This is a genomic window from Pseudoalteromonas sp. MMG033 (assembly GCF_057197785.1).
On sequence record NZ_CM170070.1, the window covers coordinates 284,954 to 309,942 of the forward strand.

Genomic DNA, 24,989 nt, shown 5'->3' on the forward strand with positions numbered 1-24,989 from the left:
TTGGTACACTGCGCTTTCCTTTTCGTATAAGGTTAAGTTTGAGCAGGTTATACACTCGATCAACGCACTTTTTATTCCATACTTTGCCTTGATGCCCAATTCGTTTGAACAGCTTTGACATGCCCTACCTAGGATACAGCTCGACAAGCGCTAACAAAGCATCAATGACATCACCATCCAATGGTCGCTTGCATTTATAGTAATAAACGCTTCGACCTAAACCCGCTACGTCACAAGCAAATGCTACGCTAACCTCAAACCGTGCTCGCAAGTGTTCGACCCAAGCTCTGCGCCTACTTGTTTTCACCGCTTTTTTGAGATGATTTCCTCAAGCATTGAATGTTTTAAACTGAAGTCGCAAACATGTCTTTTAACTTGCGATTTTCATCTTCAAGCTCTTTTAAACGTTTAACGTCAGATGCCTCCATCCCACCATATTTAGAACGCCACTTATAAAATGTACTTTGGCCAACACCATGTTTACGGCATATTTCCGGTACAGGTACACCCGATCCAACTTATTTGGTCATGCCGACTATCTGTGTTTAGGTGAACTTACTTTTTCGCATCGTCAAATTTCCTTCTTATATTGATAGAAATTCTACTTATGGACTGTTTCAGTTTATGGGGGAGTTACAACTTTACTTTCATTGCCGTTTTGGTTTTCTTCTTTTTTATACATATCTCAAACCTATTTAAATTGAACTTTGTGACATGTTGTAGGCTTTCATCATTGCCTATAACAACACTAGGCCACGTAGTGGCTCGGTGGCGTTTATCACAACTATCTCTTCATTATTTAGTGTACTTTTAACAACCAATTTAGCCGTTAATAAGCCCCCCCCTTTTTTATTTCTACAAATCATCAACTTCATCCAAAGGTGATGAAATATTATTCAACCCTTTGGTTGTCACATTTGTATAAATCACAGTTGTTTTAGCACTCGAATAAGCTTCCGCAGCTTTGATGCTACCCTTTCTAATAAATGCTAAGTCGTTACTGCCGTTGATACTGAAGTATTGACGAACGCTGCTAACTTTTGTGAATACAACTCATCAACCCGATATTGACGCACTACCCCTTGCCCTAACTCACTTGCCAAACCTCGTGTTATCACTGCATTGATATCGACATCAACACCATTTTTTACCCTCCTCAACCATCGTTTTACATACTCCCCATGCTAGTTTTACTAGCGCCTTGCTCATAAAGCAGGAATAGTTTGCATTGATGATTAACTCAGGTTCGCTAGGCGATACCAACCCTCCTTTACTGCTTGCTGCCGTAGGCTATAGTCAAGAAAATCAAAATCCACCCTTTACAACAGGCGACATCAAACACTTTGGAGAGTTTTTTTCAGTCTCACTAATATATTTAAAGACAATCATAAATAAATCTAACCGATAGACTTCACGCCCAGTCGACTTAGCCAATAACGCCATGGTGAGAGTTTTTCCTGTGTCCGGGCCACCCAAAAGCAACGCCCGATAGCCGGATTTAATTTTTTAGCCCAGCCCAAATTCATGCATTAAGGTTTCGCGATGGGTGAGCCAAGTTTTAATATTTATAATTTACGCCATCATTCTTGCGATCTAGCACTATGTCTAACGAATCGAGCGAGGTAGAAATGGCCTGACAGGAAAGCTGCTGCTGAGATCGGGGCTCACTTGATCGGCCAATAAGCGGCTGCTTAGAGTTAATAGTGCCATTAGCTCTTCATACCACAGCGGATCATTACCACTAACATTAAAACGCAGGGTTTACACTGTGGAAATAAAGCCGCTAGAGGTTTTATCTGCCACCCCATCAAACTTGATAAAAACGCGGTTATATTGGCTATTTAAGCCAAAGAAATATTGAATAATTCGGATATTAACTGCAGGGCAACCACTATTGCCAATGCCAAGCGAGTCAGTGGTGTGAGCAGCCATTTATATACTATTTCTACATAGGGGCGGCTGAATTCATTGAGAGTGATTACTCTGGTCTATCTGAAGTGCTTAAGTTAAATGGCAATCACCAGATAAAGTAATCCACGTTTAAGAAATATATAAATTGCAATCTGCACATAATTTCACTTGGGCATAAATAGTTACCAGCAGATAGAAACAACCGAACAATAGAGTACAAAGTGGGAACTAAATGAAAAACGAATAGACTAACAATCTGTTTACTAAACGAATTGATAACTTACAAAGCATGATAAAAGTAATTTACTCCCTTTAATGTGACCTACATTAAGGTGCAAATAGCTTGATGCATTGACACTAGATAGCCATAATAGCGGGCAAAAAAGGAGACATACATGTTTGATAGACTCGCGAGTTTTTCTCGTACCACCACAGCTTGGGGCTTATTGTTTTTAAGTGCGCTTACTTTCGAAATCGTTGCACTATACTTTCAGTACGCCATGGGTCTAGAGCCCTGTGTGATGTGTATCTATCAACGTACAGCAATGTTAGGGGTTTTAATCGCAGCCTTTATTGGGCTTTGCAGTAAGAATAATTACCTTGTTCGATTAATAGCGACTGCTGGATGGGGTGTATCAGCTATATGGGGGTGGCTACTTGCGCGTCAGCACCTTGATATGCAAACCACTACAGATCCTTTTGCTTTTACCTGTTCTTTTGAACCTAACTTCCCTGTTCCTTTGCATGAATGGATCCCATCCTTTTTTGCCGTAACAGGTAGCTGCTCAAACATAGACTGGTCATTTGCAGGACTATCTATGCCAGGCTGGATGGAAGTTATTTTTGCAATTTATGCCATTAGCTTTTTGATTTTTGCGCCTATGGTTATTTTTAAGAAGTAAATTAGAGAAATATATGATTTTTAGACTAAGCCAAATTCCTGCACTTGCGTCGCTATCTTTACGTGAAAAGCAGCAAGTTAAAGCAATAGCGATTTCCATGCTATCGGCAAAAAGTAAGGTCATATTGGCTGTATGCAAACTCGCTCTGTTAACCCCCTTATTTATGGCACTTGCCTACTTTGAAGGCTGGTCACTTTTACCTGTGTTGCTTATCACTGGTATTGCATACCCGCTCTTAACAGCCCCTATTGAAGTACAGTTTGCTTTAAAAAACTTAGATAAAGCTTTGTCTGAATTTAAGCAGAGCCAAAATTAGGCTCTGCATTCTCTATTTATTCCAATACGACATGGGCTTCTATTTTATCTATTAGCCCTGTCCCTATACCTTTCACTCTTGCCAGCTCTTGTATATTGAAAAATAATCCTTCTCGCTCCCTTGAGTCCACAATTGCTTGCGCCTTTGATTTGCCTATTCCTGGTAATTTCATTAGCTCATCAACTGCTGCTGTATTCACATTGACCTGTAGGGTCGACGTTTCTATATTCTTTACCGCTTGTGCCTGAGCAGCATTGTTAAAAGTTAACAAAAGCACTAGAAAGCCAATATTCCATATTTGCTTGAGCATTTAATTTCTCCTTAAACTGTTTGTGAGTTTCACCATGCTTAAAAAAGTGATTAAGCAATGTAACCATAGGATTTATCACTGACTTTTGTAAAATACCTAAGAATATTTTCATTGTATTTTTTTCATATGGATCGTCTAATTGGCAGCGATTGAGTTGCAAAAAAATCAAATACAGTTTACTGTATAAAAAAACAGTGTTTTATGGAGGGTGATCATGGCTGTTATAGTAAAGTATGTGGTTGAAAGAAATGGAGTAGAGCGAATGACATTTACTAGCAAAAAAGAGGCAGATGCCTACGATAAAATGCTGGATGTGGCAGAGGCGCTTGAAGGGATGCTAGATAAGGTAGATGTGCCACTGAGCGAGCAGCAAGTAGAGTCTCTTGCGCTAGAAATGGCAAAATACAAAGATGACTTTATCTCTGTACTAAAAGGCAGTAAGCCAACAGCAGAAAAAGAGCCGAAAAAAACGACCAAAAAAGCCGACGTTGAAGATGATAAGGTGACTGCTATTAAACAAGCATGATACTGCCTTTATCTATACTTGCTTATTCGTTCCAAAAACGCAAAAACGCCGACCTATCAATATAGCTCGGCGTTTTAATATACTTGAAATATCTTGTTAGATTACTTCAATACTGACGCTACAGCATCTGCAAAGTAATCAATATTACTGTGGCTAATACCAGCAACATTTACACGGCTAGAACCCACAATGTAAATTGAATACTCTTCACGAAGACGATCGATTTGCGCTTTATTAATCCCTAAGAAAGAGAACATACCGTGCTGACGCTCAATGAATGAGAAGTCATGTCCTGTATTTCTTTGCTCAAGGCTGTCTTTAACCAAACTGCGAAGGCCATTAATTCTGTCACGCATTTCAGCCAGCTCTTGATGCCATTGCTGTGTTAATTCATCGCTCGATAAAATCGTATTTACAATATCAGCACCGTGTGCTGGCGGCATTGAATAAATGCTACGAACAACGCTTAACAATACTGAGTTTGCAACATCCGCATTCGCCGCATCTTTTGAAATGATCGAACATGCACCAATTCGCTCGCGATACAGGCCAAAGTTTTTAGAGCAAGAAGAACAGATAATCATTTCTTCTACTGTCTGAGCTAATAAACGAAGACCGTTTGCATCTTCATCTAAGCTAGTGCCGAAGCCCTGATATGCAATATCGACTAGTGGCGTGAAGCCTACTTCTTTAGCAAGATCTGCAAAAATTTGCCATTGCTCTGCATTTAAATCCATACCACTTGGGTTATGACAGCAGGCGTGCACTAAAACAACATCACCTTTTGGTACTTGCTTAAGCGTGTCAATCATCTCGTCAAAAAGCAGGCCTTTGTTTTCATAATCGTAGTACGGATACTCTTTTACCGTTAAGCCAGCCGCTTCAAACAAGCTAATGTGGTTTGCCCATGTTGGTGTAGTCACCCATACTGTCGCATCTTTGTTGCAACGCTTGATGAACTCAGCAGCAACACGCAATGAACCTGTACCACCTGGCGTTTGAGCCGTACGAACGCGATTGGCAAGTAATGTTGTATGGCTATCGCTTAACAGCAATTGTTCCATTTTTGTACAGAAATCTAAATTACCTGCTAATCCAATATACGATTTTGTTGTTTCGTTTTCTAAACGAAATGCTTCTGCTTTTTTAACCGCTTTTAAAACTGGTGTAGCACCCTGCTCATCTTTATATACACCAACACCTAAATCGATCTTGTTAGGGTTATCGTCTTGCTTATAAGCTGCCATTAGGCCCAAAATAGGATCTGTTGGTAATGGTTTTAGTTCTGAAAACATGTGTATTTTATTCCTATTAAAACTGATACGCACAAAAATCAAAAGAGACGAAAAATCGCTCACACTTTTGCAAGCTCGCCTCTATTTATCTAAGTATTTAACTCGATATTACGTAACAATTGTGGGGGTTATAGTTGCCATAATACTACCACAATTTAACAAGAACACGAGACTTGTTACTTGGGAAGGTAATGCGTTATTTTCATGCAAGCCGCGACAAGTACAGATAAATTGTCAGCAGTAAAAAAGTCTTTACTAAAAGCCTCTGCATCAATGATCCCGATACAATCGAGCTTGTCATTTAACAGCGGTATGCAAACCTCCGCTTGTACTTTTGGGTCACAGGTATAATACTCGCCACCCTGCGCAATATATTCAGGAATATTATTGATAATGCGAGACTTTTCAGAAAGTACTGTCTGAATATTATTTGATGTTGCTGCAAACTGCTCATTGATAGGAAATAATGGGCGGCTAGGTGCACCATTGTACGCGAGTTTAAGCAATTGTTGATCACCGTCAACTTGTCTTGACTGATAAATACCGAACCACTCGACACCAGTTTTGTTAGTCACAAACTCGACGATTGTTTGAAGCTTAGACAATAAAACGTCATTTTCTTGCGTGCGCGCTATGATCGTTTCCAACTCAAATGGCGCTTCTTGTAAGTGACCAAATAAACTACAACTTCCCCCCTCACCAAGTTCTGGTATTTGATAAGACCAGATCGTTTGAGCTTGATGTGCCGCTAAATAAGCATCCAGTGCATCAAGCTGTGATTGAACAAGTGTATGATCAAGGGAAGTTTGTGTTTTATCTAAGTATGTAGAAATCATTTAGCCATCCAAACATCTATATATCTAAACGCAATTTAACACGCAAATGCGCCTTTGCCTATAGGCACAAGCATGTTTTTTATCATTGGGAGTTAAAAGAAAGGGGCTATCGTAAAAAAATTTCAATTCTAATAAATAGATAGATAGGTGGAGCTGCTTAATCCAACGAATAGACCAATTTAACTTCATTTCCAATTCGATTGTAACTGACACTATCAGCAATTTCTGAGAGTAGCTGAACCCCCCTTCCATGCTCATTAGATAATGTACTATCGCTTGGCAAGTCAGGCTGAGAAAAACCTCTACCTGAATCTTTGATATCAAAAGTGATTGACCGTTTTTCGGGGCTATAAGAGGCCGCAATTTCAATAAACGCTTCGGTGAGCTTAGACAGCGCATCAGCACGCTGTGTGTAGTACTCTAAAAATCCATCTTCTTGATTTTTTAACTCTGAACTGATCCCCAAAACCCCGTGATCCAGTGAGTTATTATATGCCTCTGACAGTAGCAAAAAGATGTTCGAACGGTGTGCATCCACCCCTTCAACATTACTAAGCACATTAACCACTTCCAAAACAGGATCAGTCACTTTCATTTGCTCAGCGTCTAAGGAGACAGCAATCTCAAAAGGCAGTGATGAGTAATGCGTTTCACCTGAATGCTCTAACTCCGCCGGCAAACAATTGATAATCGCAATGCTCAAATCATCTTGTTGCTCCGCATGCTGCGCATAGTTACGCACTTTATCAATGACCTCTTGTGTGGTGATTTCGGGCGTACTTTGCAACGTATCTATAAAACGCCCTTCTCCAAACATCTCTCCATCAGGCCCTTCACTCTCAATAATGCCGTCAGTTGCCATAACGAGTCGAGTGCCCTTCTCCACTTCAAAGTGTAGTATGGTCCTCTCGAATTCATCATCGTCGAGTATCCCTAACGCCATATGCTGAGATTCAATCGTTTTTAAAACACGACCTTGTTCATTGACTAGGTAAACATCGGGTAACCCGCCAAGCCAAGCTGAGATATTTTTACCTGAACTACTGAGCTCAATAATTGCAGCTGCACAAAACATATGGCCGGGTAATAAGGTATATAATGAGCTGTTTAACTCTGTGGCAATGTCACCCACTGCCATCCCTTTTTGCACCATAGTGTAAAAAATACGTGAGGCTGGCAAAGCACCAACAGCAGCAGCTAACCCATGACCAGTAAAGTCCCCTAATAAACAGTAAAACCCGCCAATTGGGCTTTTCGCCATAAGGAACATATCTCCGTTAAACATAGATGCGGGAGAAAGGTGAAAATCACACAGACTATCAAACTTCTCTTGGCCTGATAGTGCATTGCGAAAAATGTGCTCTACGATTTCATGTTCACGTTCGGTCTGATTGTAGTGATACTCTAGTAACTTTTTCTGCTCATGCGCTTCTTTACTGAGTTTTCTGGTGCGCGCATGCGCTCGAATTTTGGCGGAAAGAATGATCCTATCAAAAGGCTTATGAATGAAGTCGTCTCCGCCGACTCTTAGGCATTTCTCGAAGCTAGCATGATCTTCGAGGGCGGTAATAAAAATGATAGGTAAATACACATCTCCTGCGTATTCTTTAATTTTTGGTGCGGTCTCGAAGCCATTCATCACAGGCATCATGACATCCAATAGCACAATATCAACTTCATGTTGATGTAACAAGGTCAAAGCCTCTTGACCGTTATTCGCTACCAAAACGTCATAATGCTGCTGCTCAAGCATAGCTGTGAGCAGTCTACAGTTAAGGGGTTGATCATCAACCACTAAAATAAGCATGCTAAATTAAGCTCTGCTAATCTATTTCAAACTTTTTATCGAATCTTGATATTTGCAATATCTTTTTTAATTGGGGTCGGCAATTGCTGATTTGAATACTACCAACTGAATCACCGAGCGTTTTTTTCATATTTAACAACATACCCAATGCTGAACTGTCCATGTAGTCTGTGTCTCGCAAATCAACAACGACTTTCTCAGTTTCATCGTTCACTTCCGCATATGCTTGGCGAAATGATTGCACTAAATTAAAGTCAAACTTCCCTTTAATCTGAATTGTTAAGGTCTTTCCGTCAGCTGAAGCATTTTTGCTCAGGCTCATTGCAAGCTCCTACTCTAAATTTGGTTTTGTTATCCATCTTTATGTTTTAAATATAATCGTATTACGTAATTTCGCCAAAAAAATATAACGACACAAAACACTTTTTGTTAGTATCCAAAATAAGATAACTAGTTTGGAGTAAGCAATGTCAGATGGTCGTTTAGTATATTCTACCGAGCTGGGTCGAATTAAACCAGAAGACGAGCAGCCACAACAAGACGTTAAGCTGTTTAAAGATGGTCATATTCGTATCGAGCGTCAAACCAAAGGGCGAAAGGGGAAAGGTGTTATGTTAGTCGTCGGCATAGACCCAAGCGAACATGATTTAAAAAAGCTGGCTAAATCACTAAAAAGTAAGATGGGACAAGGTGGTGCCGTCAAAGAAGGCATTATTGAAATTCAGGGTGACGACAGAGAAAAGCTTAAAGGCTTACTGGTTGCACAAGGTTTTAAAGTAAAAATAGCAGGGGGTTAATTCCCTGCTACCTTCATTATATCTGGGTTTTGCGCAAACACCCCCTGCTCTGTCAGTGGCGCGCTATAGTAGTAGCCTTGCACAATGTGGCAATTATTACGCTGTAAAAAAGCGACCTGCTCGGCAGTTTCCACACCTTCAGCTACGACTTTCATACTGAGCTTCTGCGCCATCGCAATGATAGCCGCAGTGATTTCCATATCGTTCGTATCTTGCGGTATATCTTTCACAAATGACCTGTCTACTTTAAGTACATCTACTGGAAAGCGTTTTAAATAACTCAGCGAGGAATAACCAGTCCCAAAATCGTCAATAGACAAGGAGACACCTAGCTTTTTCATTTCTTTCAATTGCTCAATTGCCGCTTCTACATCACCCATAAGCATACTTTCTGTTAGCTCTAGGTGCAGCATTGACGGTGGAAGGCCCACTTCGCTTAAAGTTTGAGAAATCGTCTCTATTAAGTTTGAATCCTTAAATTGTCTGGCTGACAGGTTGATTGAAATATCTGCTGTATAGCCTTTGGACTTGAGCACCGCAGAAAAGCGACACGCCTCTTTTAACACCCATGTACCAATTTCAACAATCAAACCAGTTGCTTCAGCAATGGGGATAAACTTCGTTGGTGGAATATTCCCTTCAGTTGGGTGATTCCATCTTATCAGCGCTTCATAGCCCACTATTTTCCCTGTTCGGCTGTCAATTTGAGGCTGGTATTGCAGCGAGAATTGCTGACTCTTTATGGCTTGGCGCAGCTCATTTTCTATATGTAGACGCTCATTTGCTGCCGCATTCAATTCCTGTGAGTAGAAATGGAATGTATTTCGTCCTTTGGCTTTTGCTTCATACATGGCCAAATCTGCATGTTTCAACAGCTGTTCTTCTTCTTGGCTATCAAATGGGGCAAGCGTAATACCGATACTCGCACTGACTATCACTTCATTATTACCCAGTAATATCGGCTGCCCTAACGTCTTTTGAATAGTGTGAGCAACGTCCATGGCATTATCCCGCGTGCTTATTCCACTGAGTAAAACAGCAAACTCATCACCGCCCAAACGGGCAATGGTATCTTCCGCTCTGAGTCGTTGCTTCAATCTGTCTGCAACTTCTACTAATAGTCTATCTCCAGCATCATGACCCAGTGTATCGTTAATGCGTTTAAATTCATCCAAGTCGAAATAAAACAACGCAAATGCATAATGCCCCCGAGACGCCAACGCCATAGACTTTCGCAATTGCATTCGGAAAAAAGTACGATTAGCGAGTCCAGTCAAAGTATCAAAATAAGCCAATTCCTCCATTTTTCTTTGGCTTTCTTTGACAAAAGAGATGTCTTGCGCAGACGCCACATAGCTTGAAATACGCCCCCCATTCTCTCTGATTGGAGAAATACTCAAACTCACCCAAATTTGCTCATTATCACTGCTTTGCAACAGCGTATCACCACGCCAGTAATTTCGACTTTTCAGATCAAAGTCGATGTCATCGATTAAAATCGCCATTTCATTAGAAATGATACCAAGCAATGGCGAGTCCAAAAAGTGAGACTCTGGGAACCCTGTCATCTCTACCATTTTTGGATTCACATATTCGATTTTAAAACGCTCATTGGTTATTACCACACCTGTTCCAGAAAAAGCCACCGCTTTAGAAAGACGATTTGCCGCTTTTTCAGCAATTTCCTTCTCACTAATGCGTTGGTTTAACCCATTTACTAACTTTTTAATGTCATCACTCATATCGTTGAATGACGCATTAAGGAGCCCAATCTCATCATCACTATCAGTGAGTTTAGGGTGGTCCCACTGACCGCGACCAAAGCTAATTAACACCTTAACGAGCTGGTTTATTCGCTTCAAAATCAGGTGGTAAATTACTTGATGTAGCAACATAGCAACAAAGGCGGCATATAAAACAAACAAACCAAAGAACTTAACCTTTAGCTCTTCAAGCGCATATAAAGCAGTATCTCTGCGTTTATACATGCCAACGTACCAATCTAACTCACCAAGGTGCATCACATTGGCGATGTGACCAGCTTTATCATGAATGAATTCATCTTGATAGCTGGGTAACCTCACTTTAAGCGCAGTATCAATGACTCGTTGGATTGCTTTTGGTAACGCTTCTTTTGTTTGTAATTCAGATGTGTCTGTGGCATCAATTAAATTAGGCGCCGAGATAATTCGACCCTGTTTATCAAAAATAATATAGCTTTGATCTGAAGTCGGCTTTGGCAGGTGAGAGAGGAGTGTTTCAAGCTCTAAATCGCTGCCTGTAAACCCTCTATACTCATCGCCTTCATACAGTGGCACCAAAATACTCACAACCCATTTGTTCCAAACAGGATCATGATGTACGTCAGACCAGACTGCCTCTCTCGTAGGATTTAACTCTTCACGTAAAAGTGGCTGCGCGTGAATATTTGCTTGCCGATTCTGTGCACTGTCCAATAGCACAGAGTTGGGTGGTGCGATGCGAACGAAATCCTCAGTGGTATAAATATAAAAGTTGAAAAAGTCCTGCAACAATATCGGAGACAACGTATTCCAAAGCGTTTCGGATTTTTGGAACAATACTTTGTCAGTATCGGATAGTGTTTCTTTTAATATGTACGCAGCAGACATGCCATTTGCAGCAACACTGTGCACCTTACCATCAAGAGCGTTGACTGGCACTTCAATATCAAGGGGAGAGCTGCTAACTGGGAGCAACTTTTTTGTCACAACAACGTTTGTTTGCTGCGCCAAGTTTTTTTTAAGCTCTAAGTATTGCACAAACTGTTGCAACATTTGCTCGCTTAAATCGTGCAGTTGAACAAACTCAGCCTCTATCAGGTGCTTCTCTTCGGACTTTAACATCAAAGCAGCAGCAAATACCCCCGCAATAACGCATACGGCGGAAATCAAAATTGATAATTTCACACTTAGAGAATTAGCACCAAAACGCGAAGGAGGACGACGATTGCCCACGATAAACTCTTTACCTAGTTATGTTTTTTTTCATATATTGTCTTGAATATATCAGATCACACAAATCGTAGCCAATGCATTTCTGGTATAATTTAAAATACCTTGTTGTAATTGCCTTAATATCTGTGTTAATAATAATGATAACACTGTAAATATGAAAACGAACAGATTATGAACTATTTTACGCGCCGCTATTTTTTCTTTTTTAGCTTCTTTAGGTGAAGAGGCTTAACTGTTTGCGCGTGAAAACGAATAGCTAAGCCTCCCAACATCTGGGAGGCTTTTTTTTTTGGCAAAATGGGAGTGAGGACCATGACGCAAGATACTTTAAATGCATTGAGAACAGAGATTAACGAGATAGACTCTGAGCTATTAGTGCTGCTGGCTAAACGCAGAAGGATAAGCCATGGAGTACTGGAGTATAAAATAAACAACAACAAGCCAATTCGAGATGAAGAACGAGAGCTAGCACTACTTGAAAAGCTCATCAGTTACGGAAAGTCTCTAGGCCTTGACCCTTTTTACATCAACAACGTTTTCCAAGTTATCTTAGAAGACTCGGTTCTTAATCAGCAGGCACTATTGCAAAAGAGTTTAAATCCAGATGCAGTTAACGACACCCATCGCGTAGCTTATCTCGGTGGACAGGGCTCTTATAGCCAGCTGGCATGCCACAAGTATTTTAGTCGCCGCCCAGGTAAAGTCGTCGAGCTTGGTTGCCAATCTTTTGAAGAAATCACCACCTCTGTTGAGCATGGTAAAGCTGACTTCGGTATATTACCAATTGAAAATACCAGCTCAGGCAGTATCAACGAAGTCTTTGATCTAATGCAGCACGCGCAAGTATCTATCGTTGGAGAGGTGACACACAGTGTAGAGCATTGCCTGCTCGCACAGCCTGGCACTGAGCTTAAAGATGTGAAAAAAATATTTGCTCACCCTCAGCCATTTGCCCAGTGTAGTCGATTCTTACAAAGCTTAGCGGATGTCATTCATGAAACCTGTGATTCGACCTCCAGTGCCATAAAATTTGCCGCAGAATGTGAGCAAAGTGCCGCTATTGGTTCTGCGCAGTCTGGTCGCGCCCAAGGTTTAGAAGTCATTAAAAGTGAACTGGCAAACCAAGCTGAGAATCACAGCCGCTTTATTGTTGTGGCGAGAAAACCACTACAAGTCTCTACTCAAATCCCCACTAAAACAAGCCTTATTATGGCAACCAAACAGCATGTGGGCTCGCTGGCAGATGCATTGATGGTGTTTAAAGAAAACAGTATCAACATGACAAAACTTGAATCTCGCCCAGTACCAGGCAACCCTTGGGAAGAGGTATTTTATGTTGACCTTCAAGCAAACATTGCCGATCCAGTTGTTCAAAAAGCACTTGAAGCCCTTAAAGCGCACACGCAAACCGTAAGAATACTCGGCTGTTATCAAAGTGAGTCGCTCAAAGCGGTAGACCCTATTTAATCATCAACTGTAGGTTTTCGTGAACGGGTAATAGAACAAAACAGTGGAAAAAGCGCTATGTACCTAGCGCTTTTTTTAATTTAAGAAGCAAGCTCATCTAACACTTTAGCATCATTGGCTTTATTTAAAATCCCACGGCTTTGCGCTAAGAAGGTATGCGCACTGTCAGAGAAATAAGTTTGTGCTTTGTCAAAGCCATCAATCAAGGCCTGCTTATCACCTTGCTTTAAACTCTGAAGTGTTTGTTCAAAAGTATCTTGATAGCTGGCAAGTAGCCCTTCGACATCTTCAAACTGGGCTAGCATGATATCAGCATACAATTCCGGAGACTGCGCAAACAAACGGCCAACCATCATTAGTTCTAATTGATAAATAGGTGATGAGCAGCTGCGCAGCTCTTCCAGAGTGTGACACTGTTTTGCTAAGAACTGACCATAGACAAACGTTGTTAAGTGGCGCATAACCTGAATAATCTGCATTGCTTGATCGTGCTTTTTCGCTTCCATTGGCACAATATGGCATCCCCATATTTGCAGCTGTTTTAATAATCCACTGCATGCATTTTCATCACGGCCATGACAAGCAACTACAGTTTGCTTAACCCAGTGTGAAATATCAGGTCCAAACATCGGGTGTAAGCCAACCACTGGGCCTGCGTGTTTTTTGAGTAAACTTTTTAAAGGGCTTTGCTTAACAGAGGTAATATCTGCCAAAATGCATTCAGGGTCTAATGGCGGCAAATCTGCTATTACTTGATCTAAACTGTTTATCGGCACACTCACCAGCACGAGTTTAGCGCCTGCTAACACTGAACTGGCATCCGTTTGCTGAGATTTGTCGAGTATTTTTACCTCATACCCTGAACGTTTAAACTGTTTTGCAAACAGCTGGCCCATCGCACCTTGACCACCGACAATAACAATAGGTGAGAGTTGTGGCGCTGCACATGCCAATTTACTCTGTTGGTTTTCATAAGCCTCACGCATCATGCGACGTAAAATATCTTCTACCAACTCAGGGTTAACGCCCTTTTCTTCGGCCTGTTGACGGCGAGCAGCGATCAACGCCGCCTCTCGATCTGGAGCATGTAATGCTGCGCCCTTTTGTTGTTTGATCTGCCCTACCTGCTCGGTCAGTCTTCTTCGCTCAGCAAGTAAGCTCACCAGTTCACTATCACAACGATCTATCTGCATGCGCAGCTCATCTAGGCTTAAGTTCTCTCTCATTCCCATACCGTAAACCTTAATTTACATCAGTAAATAATAAATTACACCCAGTCTAACAGGACGAATTTTATTAAGAAAGCGTCAATTTGTTTCTTCATACTATTGTAGGGTACAAACGCAGGAGTTTTATACTAAGTAGAAAATAAGAAAGTGTTTTGAAGTGAGTTTGGTGACTAATATTGAAAAAGTGAGAGCCTGAAACCAAACAGACCGCATAATGCGGTCTGTTTGTTAAGCATAGGTAGTATGCGCGTATTAGTTAAGTTTCTCTTTAATACGTGCAGATTTACCAGAACGCTCGCGTAAGTAGTAAAGCTTAGCACGACGAACCGCACCACGACGCTTAACTGTAACGCTATCAACCACTGGGCTGTGTGTTTGGAAAACACGCTCAACACCTTCACCGCTTGAGATCTTACGAACAGTGAAAGATGAATGAAGGCCACGGTTGCGCTTAGCGATTACAACACCTTCAAAGGCCTGTAGACGCTCTTTGTTACCTTCTTTTACACGTACCTGTACAACTACTGTATCACCAGCGCCGAACACTGGTACGTCTTTTTTAAGCTGCTCTTCTTCAAGCGCTTTAATAATATTTTGGTTTACTTTTGCCATTTTATTTCTCACATTCCTAGGAGTAACTGTCTTCTAGCCACAAGCTTCATGTTCTTGCTGAAATTCAGCGAGAAGCCTTGCTTGCTCCTCAGTCAGAGCTAGGTTACGCAACAAGTCCGGACGGCGTAGCCAAGTCCTGCCCAATGACTGCTTTAAGCGCCATTTTGCAATTTCTTTGTGGTTCCCACTGAGTAATACAGCAGGGACCTGCTTTCCATCCAATGTTTCAGGCCGAGTATAGTGAGGGCAATCTAACAGGCCATCCGAAAATGAATCCTGCTCAGCAGACTGATTGTGACCAAGCACACCTGGCACTAATCGCGCAACTGCGTCAATAAGTGTCATGGCGGGCAATTCGCCACCACTGAGAATAAAATCACCAATGGACCACTCTTCATCTACATGAGACTCGATGATCCGTTCATCTATACCTTCATATCGACCCGCAACTAAAATCAACTTCTCAGACGTTGCCAATTCAGCAGCGCCTTGTTGGTCTAGTTTGCGCCCTTGTGGAGACATGTAAATTACTTTTGCACCATCACCAGCTGCAGCTTTTGCATCTAAAATGGCTTTTTCAAGCGGCTCTACCATCATCAACATACCAGGACCACCGCCATAAGGGCGATCATCTACAGTACGATGTTTATCGGTCGCATACTCTCTTGGATTCCAACAATTGAACTCAATCAAACCGTTTTTCACAGCTCGACCAGTTACACCTTGCTGAGTAACTGCATCAAACATTTCAGGGAACAACGATACAACGCCGACCCAAAGTTTTTGCTGCTCACTCATTAAAATGCTGGATCCCAATCAACCGTAATTTCACGTTCTTCATGCTTAACTTCAACAATGACAGAATCTGTCAAAAATGGAATTAAGCGTTCAGTCTGACCAAATGCATCTTTTTTGTTTGCTTTCACAACCAAAACGTCATTTGAGCCAGTCTCCATAAGGTCATCGACATGACCTAAGTTATAACCTTTATTGGTTACAACCGTCATACCAATTAAGTCTCGCCAATAAAACTCCCCTTCAGGTAATTCAGGAAGCTGCTCACTATTAACGGCAATTTCAGCATTGGTATAAGCCATTGCTTCATCTCGGTCGTTAATGTTCGCAAATTTAGCGATGAAACCCTTGTTGTGGCGACGCCAGTCGCTCACTTCAAGTGCTTGCCATTTACCTTGTTGCCCTATCAACCATGGGCTGAAATCGAAGATCCCTTGGGGATCATCAGTAAATGAATGCACCTTAAGCCAACCCTTAATACCATAAGGGGCACCTAATTTGCCGACAACGAGTGTCGAGGTGTTATCTTGACTCATGGTTACACTTACGCCTATTAAGCCGCTTTACGAGCGTCTTTAACTAACTTAGCTACGCGATCTGAAAGAGATGCGCCCTGACCTACCCAGTGATCAACACGAGCAAGATCTAGACGAATTTTTTCTTCCTGACCAGAAGCGATTGGGTTAAAGAAACCTACTTTCTCGATGAAACGACCGTCACGCGAGAAACGGCTATCCGCAACCACGATTTGATAGAATGGACGCTTTTTAGCGCCGCCACGTTGCAAACGAATAGTTACCATACCGTCCTCTACATAGATTGACTGTTTTCATTAATAAGATATAACTTCCCACTACGGGAAGCTGGGGAATTGTACGAGTTTTTCTCAACAATGCAAGTATGTTTTAGATTTAATTCTCAATCTTGACATACCTAGGTCGGTTTAGACCTAAAATGCAATCATCATTTGGCTTCGTACCCGCCAAAATAAAGAAACGGATGCTGTTGAAAACACCCGTTTAAATGCTCAAGCAAAGCGAATTTCGCCTTGCTCGCAGGGAGACATTACCGCCTAGAAGGTATATTTAGCATTAATTGCAAAATTACGTCCAGGCTGTGTGTATTGCTCTAGGTTCGCATCAGCCGCTTGCCCTGCAACACTTTCATAAGGGATATATTCTTTATCTAACAGATTAAAGACACCAGCATTGAGTCGCAGGTTGCCGAAATCATACTCAGCATAGAGATCGACTGTTCCCCAACCACCAGTTTTAATTCTGTCATCTGTTGGAACCTTAGTCATGCGCTTAGCCGCTTTAAACGCAGCCGTAACTGACCAGCTATCCATCTCATAGCGTGTCTTTACAAAGCCGTTTAGAGGACTAATTGAACTTAGGTATTCATTCGTTTCTTTATCTTTGCCTTGTACATATGTAAGACCAGTATCTACAGAAACGTTATCATTTACCCAAACGGTAAAGTTCGCTTCTAATCCTTTAATTTCTACCTCACCAATATTGTGGTACTGATAATACGTCTTAGGCGGCATGTTAGGTATTTGACTAGGCTCAACACGAACGACCTTATTACCTATAAAGTCATCGAACTTAGTATTAAATAGTGTTACAGAAAACTGCTTTGAGTCAAAACCACCTTTCACACCAAACTCTATACTGTCACTGGTCTCTGGGTCTAACTCAGGGTTCGGTAAAATCTGGTAAATAGGTTCAACACCATGGCTTTGATAGGCCAGATCATGAGGTGGAATTTTAAAGCCTCGAGAGTATTGCGCCACCACATTCAAATTATCTGAAACTGCATATACTAAGCCAAGCTTTGGCGATAGCGCAGTTTCACTGATATCTCCAAACTCTGTGCCTTCATAAAGCTCACTTTGTTTTGCATCCATATCATACTTATCAAGACGCAAACCCGCGTTCAATGTAACAGCATCAGACAAAGCAATATTATCTTGTACAAAAAGACCTAACATGGTGGTGTCTGCACCAGGGAATGTTTTTTGTCCCTCATTATCAAGCACTTTATTACCTTGTGCATCGATTCGGGTTTTTAGACGAGGTCTTGATGTTTCATAGCCATCATAATCAAAGCCATATACAAGTTGATGTGACACAGAACCAAACTCTAGCTGCTTATCTAATACCAAGCGTGCACCAAGAATAGACTGCTCGAAACGATAGTCGTTGTAATCCGTGTAAGGCCCAATACGGCTGCGACTTCCATCATTTGCACGAGTCTGATTACTGATTTGTTCAAAGTCAGTATAATAAACTTGTGTACTTAAGTTATCGTAAAAGCTTGTCGCTGTTGAAGTATCAAACTCTAATGACAAAGAAAGGCTTTCGTTATCATCTTTTGTTTCATACTCATTTGCCGTGATTACTTGCTCGCTGTCTTGGTCAAAGTAATCAAGCGTCGCCAAAACACGCTCGCTGTCAGTCAATTTAAACTCCGACTTTAGCAATAACGCATTTGATGTGTAGTCAAATCCTGGAAGATTTTCTTGATAATTCTGCGTTTCTTCGCCATCCCGACGCGTCACTTGAATAGATGTGGCGTTTAGATCACTAAGTTGCTTAGCAAATGTTGCTGTGGCGCTCTTTTCCGAGTTAACGCCGTAATAGCCAATGCCAACTTGAGCATAACTATCTTCATTCGCTAGGTAATCAGACGGATTTTTTGTCGATATAACAATAATGCCACCCAAAGCATCAGAGCCATAAAGAGATGATGCAGCACCTTTTGCCACTTCAATTTGCTTTACGTTATCAACATCAAAGTAACCGCGACCAATGATTAAGCCGCCACCACCAGAATAAGCATCATTCAAGCGGCGTCCGTCTTTGACGTAAACAACACGATTTCCACCAATACCACGAATATTGAGCGCTTGGGCTTCACCAGTTGAGCCCGTAGTTGTGATCCCTGTTTGATACTTAAATGCACTATTTAAGTCCACTGCTAACTCACGTTCAATTTCTTGTTCGGTGACAACATTCACAGAGCCCGCAACATCCTCAAGCTTTTGCTCAATACGCGACCCTGATACTACGATAACCTCGCTGTCTTTCTCAAATTGCTCCGCAACTGAACTTGGCGCAGTAAAGACCGCAGCTGCAATACTTAGCGAAATAGTAGTTTGTTTAAACATTATCTTTTAACCTCAAACAGGAAGAACGAATAAATTTCGCTGTGCACTATAAAGGTATTTTTAAACTATCGCAAACGATAATTATTTGCATTTCTATAATCATGTAGATTTTAGTTTCTTGAGAATGTATTATTACCGTCATTGGATACACAGACTCATAAGGGATTTATCAGTCGCTCAAACTGCCCTTCAAACGAGCAGTAACGAGTCAAAAACTCAAGTAATTAACACGTGAGAGAACAATGAAACATACCCTTTATATTGGTATTTTACTGATGCTGAGTAGCTTCGCTGCGAACGCAGAACGCTTGGTCGTCGCAGGTGGCACCATTACAGATATCGTCTATGCGCTCAATGCAGGTGAGTCTGTCGTTGCAGTAGACACCTCAAGTACATGGCCACCAAAGGCAACAACCCTGCCAAAAGTTGGCTATTATCGTGATTTGGCCGCAGAAGGTATTTTATCGCAAAAGCCAACTATGATTTTGACCCTAGAAGGCGCCGGCCGCCCTGAAGTACTCACGCAAATTAAAAGCACTGGAGTGCCACTCAAGTTGTATGAAAAGCCAAAGCATGTTCAAGGGCTTTTTTCTCTTATCACCGAAGTTGCAACCGATCTCAACAAAAAGCCTCAAGCAGAACAGCTAATCAACTCTTTAAAAAAGCAATTGCCAAGTAAACCTAAACGCTCAGATACGAAGGCATTATTTATTCTCTCTGCTGGTGAAAGAGGTGTGATGGTCGCAGGAAAAGAGACTGTACCAGATGTCTTATTTGACTATACAGGCATTGAAAATATCGCGGTACATAATGGCTTTAAGCCCTTTAACCGCGAAGCTCTATTAGTCAGTAACCCTGACTTTATCGTCGCCCCCAGTCATGTTGTCTATGGTGCAGGCGGCCCAGAAAAGTTTTGTCAGCAAGCATCCCTTGCTTTAATCCCAGCTGCGAAGGAATGTCGTCTATTAGTTATGGATTCTCTAATGGCACTCGGTATGACTACTCGATTACCTGAAGCCATTGCCAAACTAGACGCATTTCATCGTAAGCAGGCATTATGAGCAACACCGCACTTCCCCTTTTAAATTCAAATCAACATTTAAAGTGGTACTGGTTGAGCGGCTTATTGCTGCTTGGCCTTGCTTGGCTCTCTCTCAGTAGCGGTCCTGTTGGGTGGGATTGGAAAATGCCCATCGCTTGGTTATTACCCGATACCATGACAATGGACATTAATGAGCTGCAAATGAGTGTCGTATCACAAATTAGATTACCTCGATTGCTACTCGCCATTTTAGTTGGCTCCGTGCTCGCTTGCAGCGGCGCTGCAACGCAGGCGCTATGTCGCAACCCGCTAGCCGATCCTAGTTTAATGGGTGTCACCGGTGGCGCAGCGGTCGCTGCCATTGCCGTTATCGCACTCGCTCCCAAAGTCAGCTTTATTAATGAAGCCATGGTTGCACCTGCCGCATTCGTAGGTGCATTAACCATCACTTCTGTCATTTATCGTCTAGCCAACCATCAAGGTCAGGTTCAAATCACGACATTATTATTGGCAGGCGTCGCCATTAATGCCATTGCCATGGCCATTATCGGCTTATTCAGCTTTTTTGCTGATGACAGTTCATTGCGTTTGATGACTTACTGGCAAATGGGGTCTTTAGGCGGCGCGAGTTGGTCAGCAATGATTTACGGTGCTCCTCTTATCATCATCAGTACCATCATGTTGATTTTGAAGAAACGCCAAATAAACGCACTGATGCTTGGCGAAAGGGATGCAAGACATCTAGGTGTGAATGTGAAACGCCTAAAGACCGAAGTGGTCTTTCTCGTTGCGCTTGGTGTCGGTGGTGCCGTTGCTATGGCGGGTATGATTGGCTTTGTTGGGTTGGTTGTTCCCCATATCGCGCGCTTATTAGTGGGTCCAGATCTACGAAAAATGCTCCCTCTGAGCATGCTTTTAGGGTGCTTATTAATGTTACTTGCTGATTGGATAGCACGCCTGATTGTCGCCCCCTCTGAGTTACCGATAGGTATTGTCACAGCGCTATTTGGCGCGCCATTTTTTATCTATCAATTAGTGAAGCAAAAGCGAGGTGCTCATGCTTGAGTGTAACAATATCTCGATTACGCGCGGCAACAAGCGCATTATTCACGACGTGTCTTTTACTGCGCAGCAAGGTCAATTTATTGTCTTACTTGGAGAGAATGGCGCAGGTAAATCGACCTTATTGAGCGCAATATGTGATGATCTGACCTACTCAGGGGATGTGTTATTTCACAAACAGCGGATCCATCAACTTGACCCACAGCAACTGGCTACCAAACGCGCCATGCTGCTGCAAAACAACCGCGTCAATTTTGCTTTTAATGCTGCAGAATTGATTGCAATGGGGCGCTACCCCTATCACGAGACTAGGTCAGCACAGGCAGAAGTGGTCAATGAGGTCATCCTACAAATGTCTCTAGAAACGTTAGCTGACAGAGATGTTACCGTACTATCAGGCGGTGAGTTTCAACGTGTGCAATTTGCACGTTGCATTGCGCAGCTTGATGCACATAAGCCTGGAACGTCAGGCAAGTTGATGTTACTGGACGAACCAACCTCGGCATTGGATCTGCATCATCAACATATGACCTTAAGCAAAGCGAAATCGTTTGCAGAGCAAGGTAATACCGTCATTGCTGTATTACACGACTTAAACTTAGCATCATTATATGCTGACAGAATTTTACTGCTGCACCATGGCGTCATCTATCAGGACGGCAAGCCACAGGATGTCTTACGCCCTGAGGTGCTGCAACCAATATACCGTGCTGGCATGCAAATTAACTTGCACCCCAGCTTTGAAATCCCTATGATTTTTTCAGAACCGCTAACAGGAGCCTCCAATGCGTGAACAAGCCGCTTTTGAAGCACGCACCTTAGTAAGACAGTCATCTGTCTGTGTGATCTCAACTATTTCTAAAAACCTACAGGGCTACCCTTTTGGATCTGTGTCTCCTTTTATGACGGACAATCAAGGCAGGCTAATTTTTTATATTGCAGGGATAGCACAACATTCAAGAAACCTTACTGAAGATAGCCGCATGTGTGCGACCGTATTCGATGCTGCAGAGCAAGGTGACCAAAATGCACACGCACGAGTAACTGTCGTTGGTGATGCAGCGCCGGTGCCAGCTGAAGAGTCAGAAGCATTACTTGAGCGCTATGAGCGTCAATACCCTGAAGCTATATCTTACCGCCAAGCCCATGACTTTCAGTTATGGCGCATGGAAGTAAAACGCGTTCGTTATATCGGTGGATTTGGTCATATTTTTTGGATAGAAGAAAACGAATGGCATGCACAAGCGCCAGAATGGACGCTAGAAGATGAAAAGCGCATGGTTGAGCATATGAATGATGACCATGCTGATGCCAACCAACTTATGTTGAATCTGATCCACCAAGTACAAGCTGACGATGTCATCATGACGACCATTGTCCCTGATGGATGTTATCTTCGCGCCAATGACAAAAACTATTATGTTCAGTTTGAAAACGTGTGCATGGATAGTAAAGCAGTGAGAATGGAACTTGTTAGGCTGACCAAGGCAGCACGAAAAGCGCTTAGCTCTGAGGCCGAACAAGATTAGGGCTTGATAAAGTAAAAAGGGAAGTGACATCACTTCCCTTTTTTGATTCAGTTAATTAAAACTTAGGACCGCCGCCGCCAAACATACCTGGAGGCATCATACCTTTCATGCCGCGCATCATTTTCATCATGCCGCCTTTGCCTTTCATCTTCTTCATCATCTTCTGCATTTGAGTAAATTGCTTAAGCAGCTTATTGATATCTTGTACTTGAGTACCAGAACCTGCAGCAATACGCTTTTTGCGAGAACCTTTGATGATTTCCGGGCGCGCACGCTCTTTTGGCGTCATTGAGCTGATAATCGCTTCCATCTGATTAAAGGTTTTGTCATTGACTTGACCCTTCACTGCATCAGGTAGGTTATTCATGCCTGGCAGCTTTTCTAACATAGACATCATACCGCCCATGTTTTTCATTTGCTTTAATTGCTCAGCAAAATCTTCCAGTGTGAAACCGTCTCCTTTAAAGACTTTTTCCGCCACTTTTGCAGCTTTATCTTTGTCAACTTTTGCTTCTACTTCTTCAATAAGTGATAACACATCACCCATGCCAAGAATACGCGAAGCGATACGATCTGGGTGGAATGGTTCAAGCGCATCTGTTCGCTCACCCACACCCATAAATTTAATCGGCTTACCTGTGATATGGCGGATAGATAACGCTGCACCACCACGTGCATCACCATCTGTTTTCGTTAAAATCACACCAGTTAAAGGTAGCGCTTCATCGAATGCTTTTGCCGTATTGGCGGCATCCTGACCTGTCATTGAGTCAACAACAAATAGCGTTTCAATTGGATTGATCGCTGCATTTAACTCTTTGATCTCGTCCATCATGTCACTGTCAACATGAAGACGACCCGCGGTATCCACCAGCACTACGTCAATGAATCTCTTTTTCGCATGACTAACCGCGTTATTGGCAATATCAACTGGTTTTTGAGAAATGTCACTTGGGAAGAATTCAACATCTACTTCCTGTGCTAACGTTTCAAGCTGCTTGATTGCCGCCGGACGATATACGTCGGCACTCACAACCAAAACAGATTTTTTCTTTTTCTCTTTTAAGAATTTTGCAAGTTTACCCACACTGGTCGTTTTACCAGCACCTTGCAAACCCGCCATCATCACAACAGCTGGGGGCTGAGCGTTAAGGTTTAGCTCTTCATTCGCCTCACCCATCGCCTTTTCAAGTTCTTCACGAACAATTTTAATGAAAACCTGACCAGGACTTAGACTCTTGGTGACTTCAACACCAACAGCACGCTCTTTCACTTTTTTTACAAACTCACGCACTACAGGCAGTGCAACGTCTGCTTCAAGCAAGGCCATGCGCACTTCGCGCAGTGTTTCTTTAATATTATCTTCGGTCAGTCGGCCCCTGCCGCTGATGTTTTTAAGCGTTTTTCCTAAGCGTTCTTGGAGGTTCTCAAACATGTATCGCTTCCACTATCTCGTAATTACGCAACATTATACTGATATGCGCGCAACTAATACAGTATTCAAGTTATACAAAGATTCTTTTTACAAAGTCTATGCAAGCGGCGAGGCTTAAAATACAATAGCCTATAAAAGGACCACGAAAGTAGACACAAAGTTCATGATCATCATTTTGTCATTATTGGCGAGCCTGTTTTACATACTAGCAACTGGACACGTGCTTTCACGTTTATTCCATAGAGAAGGCCCAAGTCAAAAGTTGACCGTTATTTTAAGTACGGTGGCGATATTGAGCCATATGCTGGTATTGGTGAACTCAGTGTTTACTCAATACGGTCAAGACTTGAGTACCATTAATATTGCCCTGTTGACTTGCTGGGTTATTGTCGTCTCTGTGACAACGGTCTCATTAAAATTCCCTGCAACTTTATTGCTGCCCGTGGTTTATGGATTTGCGGCAATTTTGCTTATTGCCAGTTTATTTATCCCCCACCACATTATCATGGATGACATCAATGTAGATATTGGCTTAGTCACACATATCTCGTTATCACTGCTGGCTTACTGTATTCTAATTATCGCTACTTTGTACGCTGTACAGTTTTACTTTATTGATAAGCGTTTAAAGAGCAAAGATCTTGCAATCATGAATAGTCATTTGCCTCCACTGATGCAAGTGGAGTCTCAATTATATCAACTCCTCACTGTCGGCACCGGACTGCTCACATTAGCACTCATTGCTGGGTTTGTATTCTTAGATGGTATGTTTGATAAAGCGTCTATCCACAAAACGGTATTATCATTAATTGCTTGGACAATTTTTGCCTCAGTCACACTCGGTCACCACCAATTTGGTTGGCGTGGAAAGCCTGTCGTTTTTGCCATTATCGGCGCATCCGGCATCGTTACCTTGGCTTATTTTGGCAGCCGATTTATTCAAGAAGTTATCTTAGACAAATTTTAATACA

Annotated in this window: 26 protein-coding genes and 1 pseudogene; 10 read left to right on the forward strand and 17 right to left on the reverse strand. The window is 42.1% G+C overall.

Annotated elements, in window-relative coordinates; genetic code table 11:
* Positions 1–344: 344 nt before the first annotated feature.
* The 4 genes and pseudogenes from AC2CZC_RS01300 to AC2CZC_RS01315 all read right to left on the reverse strand — a co-directional run.
* Positions 345–500, reverse strand: a pseudogene (locus AC2CZC_RS01300) (transposase); the annotation flags it as partial.
* A gap of 489 nt (positions 501–989) precedes the next feature.
* On the reverse strand, positions 990–1,160 hold the full coding sequence (locus tag AC2CZC_RS01305; RefSeq protein ID WP_484583542.1) for a hypothetical protein: 171 nt from the start codon (positions 1,158–1,160) through the stop codon (positions 990–992).
* A gap of 145 nt (positions 1,161–1,305) precedes the next feature.
* Entirely contained in the window at positions 1,306–1,482 is a 177-nt protein-coding gene (locus tag AC2CZC_RS01310; protein WP_484583543.1) for an AAA family ATPase, read from the reverse strand.
* A gap of 279 nt (positions 1,483–1,761) precedes the next feature.
* Entirely contained in the window at positions 1,762–1,932 is a 171-nt protein-coding gene (locus tag AC2CZC_RS01315; RefSeq protein WP_484583544.1) for a hypothetical protein, read from the reverse strand.
* Positions 1,933–2,306: 374 nt separating this feature from the next.
* On the opposite strand from AC2CZC_RS01315, the gene dsbB reads away from it, so the two are divergent.
* A complete protein-coding gene (gene dsbB / locus AC2CZC_RS01320) occupies positions 2,307–2,813 on the forward strand; it encodes a disulfide bond formation protein DsbB (protein WP_484583545.1) in 507 nt (168 codons plus the stop codon).
* Between the two features lie 13 nt (positions 2,814–2,826).
* Positions 2,827–3,129 carry a hypothetical protein gene (locus tag AC2CZC_RS01325; RefSeq protein WP_063360218.1) on the forward strand — a complete coding sequence of 101 codons (303 nt, stop codon included), beginning with the start codon at positions 2,827–2,829 and terminating at the stop codon, positions 3,127–3,129.
* A gap of 16 nt (positions 3,130–3,145) precedes the next feature.
* On the opposite strand, the gene AC2CZC_RS01330 is transcribed toward AC2CZC_RS01325, so the two are convergent.
* Positions 3,146–3,439 carry a ComEA family DNA-binding protein gene (locus AC2CZC_RS01330; protein ID WP_063360219.1) on the reverse strand — a complete coding sequence of 98 codons (294 nt, stop codon included), beginning with the start codon at positions 3,437–3,439 and terminating at the stop codon, positions 3,146–3,148.
* Positions 3,440–3,653: 214 nt separating this feature from the next.
* On the opposite strand from AC2CZC_RS01330, the gene AC2CZC_RS01335 reads away from it, so the two are divergent.
* A complete protein-coding gene (locus AC2CZC_RS01335; RefSeq protein WP_063360220.1) occupies positions 3,654–3,965 on the forward strand; it encodes a YebG family protein in 312 nt (103 codons plus the stop codon).
* A 101-nt stretch (positions 3,966–4,066) separates the two neighbouring features.
* Here AC2CZC_RS01335 and AC2CZC_RS01340 read toward each other — a convergent pair whose 3' ends face one another.
* From AC2CZC_RS01340 to AC2CZC_RS01355, 4 genes are all read right to left on the reverse strand, one after another.
* Positions 4,067–5,260, reverse strand: coding sequence for an amino acid aminotransferase (locus tag AC2CZC_RS01340; protein WP_063360221.1), 1,194 nt, complete (start codon positions 5,258–5,260; stop codon positions 4,067–4,069).
* A gap of 176 nt (positions 5,261–5,436) precedes the next feature.
* Positions 5,437–6,096 carry a GAF domain-containing protein gene (locus AC2CZC_RS01345; RefSeq protein ID WP_484583546.1) on the reverse strand — a complete coding sequence of 220 codons (660 nt, stop codon included), beginning with the start codon at positions 6,094–6,096 and terminating at the stop codon, positions 5,437–5,439.
* 157 nt (positions 6,097–6,253) lie between these two features.
* Entirely contained in the window at positions 6,254–7,903 is a 1,650-nt protein-coding gene (locus AC2CZC_RS01350) for a SpoIIE family protein phosphatase (protein WP_484583547.1), read from the reverse strand.
* A 16-nt stretch (positions 7,904–7,919) separates the two neighbouring features.
* Positions 7,920–8,225: an STAS domain-containing protein gene (locus AC2CZC_RS01355; RefSeq protein ID WP_039608683.1), complete on the reverse strand. Its 306-nt coding sequence runs from the start codon at positions 8,223–8,225 to the stop codon at positions 7,920–7,922.
* Between the two features lie 145 nt (positions 8,226–8,370).
* On the opposite strand from AC2CZC_RS01355, the gene yciH reads away from it, so the two are divergent.
* Positions 8,371–8,700, forward strand: a complete 330-nt coding sequence (yciH, locus tag AC2CZC_RS01360) for a stress response translation initiation inhibitor YciH (protein ID WP_237135457.1) — start codon at positions 8,371–8,373, stop codon at positions 8,698–8,700.
* On the opposite strand, the gene AC2CZC_RS01365 is transcribed toward yciH, so the two are convergent.
* Complete coding sequence (locus AC2CZC_RS01365; protein WP_484583548.1) at positions 8,697–11,675, reverse strand: bifunctional diguanylate cyclase/phosphodiesterase; 2,979 nt, start codon at positions 11,673–11,675, stop codon at positions 8,697–8,699. The two genes, yciH and AC2CZC_RS01365, sit on opposite strands and share 4 nt — an antisense overlap.
* 312 nt (positions 11,676–11,987) lie before the next feature.
* Between AC2CZC_RS01365 and AC2CZC_RS01370 the strand changes: the two genes are divergently transcribed.
* A complete protein-coding gene (locus tag AC2CZC_RS01370; RefSeq protein WP_484583549.1) occupies positions 11,988–13,142 on the forward strand; it encodes a chorismate mutase in 1,155 nt (384 codons plus the stop codon).
* A gap of 80 nt (positions 13,143–13,222) precedes the next feature.
* On the opposite strand, the gene tyrA is transcribed toward AC2CZC_RS01370, so the two are convergent.
* The 6 genes from tyrA to AC2CZC_RS01400 form a co-directional block, all read right to left on the reverse strand.
* The gene (gene tyrA / locus AC2CZC_RS01375; protein ID WP_484583550.1) at positions 13,223–14,368 is read right to left on the reverse strand and encodes a bifunctional chorismate mutase/prephenate dehydrogenase; all 1,146 of its coding nucleotides are present in this window, start codon (positions 14,366–14,368) and stop codon (positions 13,223–13,225) included.
* 255 nt (positions 14,369–14,623) lie between these two features.
* Positions 14,624–14,983, reverse strand: coding sequence for a 50S ribosomal protein L19 (rplS, locus tag AC2CZC_RS01380; protein ID WP_039608679.1), 360 nt, complete (start codon positions 14,981–14,983; stop codon positions 14,624–14,626).
* Between the two features lie 33 nt (positions 14,984–15,016).
* On the reverse strand, positions 15,017–15,781 hold the full coding sequence (gene trmD / locus AC2CZC_RS01385; RefSeq protein ID WP_065791929.1) for a tRNA (guanosine(37)-N1)-methyltransferase TrmD: 765 nt from the start codon (positions 15,779–15,781) through the stop codon (positions 15,017–15,019).
* Positions 15,781–16,314: a ribosome maturation factor RimM gene (gene rimM / locus AC2CZC_RS01390; RefSeq protein WP_235405332.1), complete on the reverse strand. Its 534-nt coding sequence runs from the start codon at positions 16,312–16,314 to the stop codon at positions 15,781–15,783. Before rimM ends, trmD begins: the two co-directional genes overlap by 1 nt.
* A 17-nt stretch (positions 16,315–16,331) precedes the next feature.
* Complete coding sequence (gene rpsP / locus AC2CZC_RS01395) at positions 16,332–16,580, reverse strand: 30S ribosomal protein S16 (protein ID WP_023398624.1); 249 nt, start codon at positions 16,578–16,580, stop codon at positions 16,332–16,334.
* A 270-nt stretch (positions 16,581–16,850) separates the two neighbouring features.
* Entirely contained in the window at positions 16,851–18,950 is a 2,100-nt protein-coding gene (locus AC2CZC_RS01400; RefSeq protein WP_484583551.1) for a TonB-dependent hemoglobin/transferrin/lactoferrin family receptor, read from the reverse strand.
* A 242-nt stretch (positions 18,951–19,192) separates the two neighbouring features.
* Here AC2CZC_RS01400 and AC2CZC_RS01405 point away from each other — a divergent pair, with 242 nt between their 5' ends.
* Genes AC2CZC_RS01405 through AC2CZC_RS01420 form a run of 4 tightly spaced genes read left to right on the forward strand, consistent with a single transcriptional unit; the run spans position 19,193 to position 22,583 of the window.
* Positions 19,193–20,011 carry a heme/hemin ABC transporter substrate-binding protein gene (locus AC2CZC_RS01405; protein ID WP_484583552.1) on the forward strand — a complete coding sequence of 273 codons (819 nt, stop codon included), beginning with the start codon at positions 19,193–19,195 and terminating at the stop codon, positions 20,009–20,011.
* Complete coding sequence (locus AC2CZC_RS01410; protein ID WP_484583553.1) at positions 20,008–21,057, forward strand: FecCD family ABC transporter permease; 1,050 nt, start codon at positions 20,008–20,010, stop codon at positions 21,055–21,057. The genes AC2CZC_RS01405 and AC2CZC_RS01410 overlap by 4 nt, the downstream gene beginning before the upstream one ends.
* Entirely contained in the window at positions 21,050–21,847 is a 798-nt protein-coding gene (locus tag AC2CZC_RS01415; RefSeq protein ID WP_484583554.1) for a heme ABC transporter ATP-binding protein, read from the forward strand. Before AC2CZC_RS01410 ends, AC2CZC_RS01415 begins: the two co-directional genes overlap by 8 nt.
* Positions 21,840–22,583 (forward strand): HugZ family pyridoxamine 5'-phosphate oxidase, encoded by a 744-nt coding sequence (locus tag AC2CZC_RS01420; RefSeq protein WP_484583555.1) that lies wholly within the window; start codon positions 21,840–21,842, stop codon positions 22,581–22,583. The genes AC2CZC_RS01415 and AC2CZC_RS01420 overlap by 8 nt, the downstream gene beginning before the upstream one ends.
* A 55-nt stretch (positions 22,584–22,638) precedes the next feature.
* On the opposite strand, the gene ffh is transcribed toward AC2CZC_RS01420, so the two are convergent.
* Positions 22,639–24,018: a signal recognition particle protein gene (gene ffh, locus AC2CZC_RS01425; RefSeq protein ID WP_484583556.1), complete on the reverse strand. Its 1,380-nt coding sequence runs from the start codon at positions 24,016–24,018 to the stop codon at positions 22,639–22,641.
* Positions 24,019–24,181: 163 nt separating this feature from the next.
* On the opposite strand from ffh, the gene AC2CZC_RS01430 reads away from it, so the two are divergent.
* The gene (locus AC2CZC_RS01430) at positions 24,182–24,985 is read left to right on the forward strand and encodes a cytochrome C assembly family protein (RefSeq protein WP_484583557.1); all 804 of its coding nucleotides are present in this window, start codon (positions 24,182–24,184) and stop codon (positions 24,983–24,985) included.
* Positions 24,986–24,989: the final 4 nt, after the last annotated feature.

Excerpts from the sequence above, each read along its gene's own strand:
- AC2CZC_RS01315 (WP_484583544.1), bottom strand. The coding sequence starts at position 1,932 with ATGGCTGCTCACACCACTGACTCGCTTGGCATTGGCAATAGTGGTTGC.
- dsbB (WP_484583545.1), top strand. The coding sequence starts at position 2,307 with ATGTTTGATAGACTCGCGAGTTTTTCTCGTACCACCACAGCTTGGGGC.
- AC2CZC_RS01325 (WP_063360218.1), top strand. The coding sequence starts at position 2,827 with ATGATTTTTAGACTAAGCCAAATTCCTGCACTTGCGTCGCTATCTTTA.
- AC2CZC_RS01330 (WP_063360219.1), bottom strand. The coding sequence starts at position 3,439 with ATGCTCAAGCAAATATGGAATATTGGCTTTCTAGTGCTTTTGTTAACT.
- AC2CZC_RS01335 (WP_063360220.1), top strand. The coding sequence starts at position 3,654 with ATGGCTGTTATAGTAAAGTATGTGGTTGAAAGAAATGGAGTAGAGCGA.
- AC2CZC_RS01340 (WP_063360221.1), bottom strand. The coding sequence starts at position 5,260 with ATGTTTTCAGAACTAAAACCATTACCAACAGATCCTATTTTGGGCCTA.
- AC2CZC_RS01345 (WP_484583546.1), bottom strand. The coding sequence starts at position 6,096 with ATGATTTCTACATACTTAGATAAAACACAAACTTCCCTTGATCATACA.
- AC2CZC_RS01350 (WP_484583547.1), bottom strand. The coding sequence starts at position 7,903 with ATGCTTATTTTAGTGGTTGATGATCAACCCCTTAACTGTAGACTGCTC.
- AC2CZC_RS01355 (WP_039608683.1), bottom strand. The coding sequence starts at position 8,225 with ATGAGCCTGAGCAAAAATGCTTCAGCTGACGGAAAGACCTTAACAATT.
- yciH (WP_237135457.1), top strand. The coding sequence starts at position 8,371 with ATGTCAGATGGTCGTTTAGTATATTCTACCGAGCTGGGTCGAATTAAA.
- AC2CZC_RS01370 (WP_484583549.1), top strand. The coding sequence starts at position 11,988 with ATGACGCAAGATACTTTAAATGCATTGAGAACAGAGATTAACGAGATA.
- tyrA (WP_484583550.1), bottom strand. The coding sequence starts at position 14,368 with ATGAGAGAGAACTTAAGCCTAGATGAGCTGCGCATGCAGATAGATCGT.
- rplS (WP_039608679.1), bottom strand. The coding sequence starts at position 14,983 with ATGGCAAAAGTAAACCAAAATATTATTAAAGCGCTTGAAGAAGAGCAG.
- trmD (WP_065791929.1), bottom strand. The coding sequence starts at position 15,781 with ATGAGTGAGCAGCAAAAACTTTGGGTCGGCGTTGTATCGTTGTTCCCT.
- rimM (WP_235405332.1), bottom strand. The coding sequence starts at position 16,314 with ATGAGTCAAGATAACACCTCGACACTCGTTGTCGGCAAATTAGGTGCC.
- rpsP (WP_023398624.1), bottom strand. The coding sequence starts at position 16,580 with ATGGTAACTATTCGTTTGCAACGTGGCGGCGCTAAAAAGCGTCCATTC.
- AC2CZC_RS01400 (WP_484583551.1), bottom strand. The coding sequence starts at position 18,950 with ATGTTTAAACAAACTACTATTTCGCTAAGTATTGCAGCTGCGGTCTTT.
- AC2CZC_RS01405 (WP_484583552.1), top strand. The coding sequence starts at position 19,193 with ATGAAACATACCCTTTATATTGGTATTTTACTGATGCTGAGTAGCTTC.
- AC2CZC_RS01410 (WP_484583553.1), top strand. The coding sequence starts at position 20,008 with ATGAGCAACACCGCACTTCCCCTTTTAAATTCAAATCAACATTTAAAG.
- AC2CZC_RS01415 (WP_484583554.1), top strand. The coding sequence starts at position 21,050 with ATGCTTGAGTGTAACAATATCTCGATTACGCGCGGCAACAAGCGCATT.
- AC2CZC_RS01420 (WP_484583555.1), top strand. The coding sequence starts at position 21,840 with ATGCGTGAACAAGCCGCTTTTGAAGCACGCACCTTAGTAAGACAGTCA.
- ffh (WP_484583556.1), bottom strand. The coding sequence starts at position 24,018 with ATGTTTGAGAACCTCCAAGAACGCTTAGGAAAAACGCTTAAAAACATC.
- AC2CZC_RS01430 (WP_484583557.1), top strand. The coding sequence starts at position 24,182 with ATGATCATCATTTTGTCATTATTGGCGAGCCTGTTTTACATACTAGCA.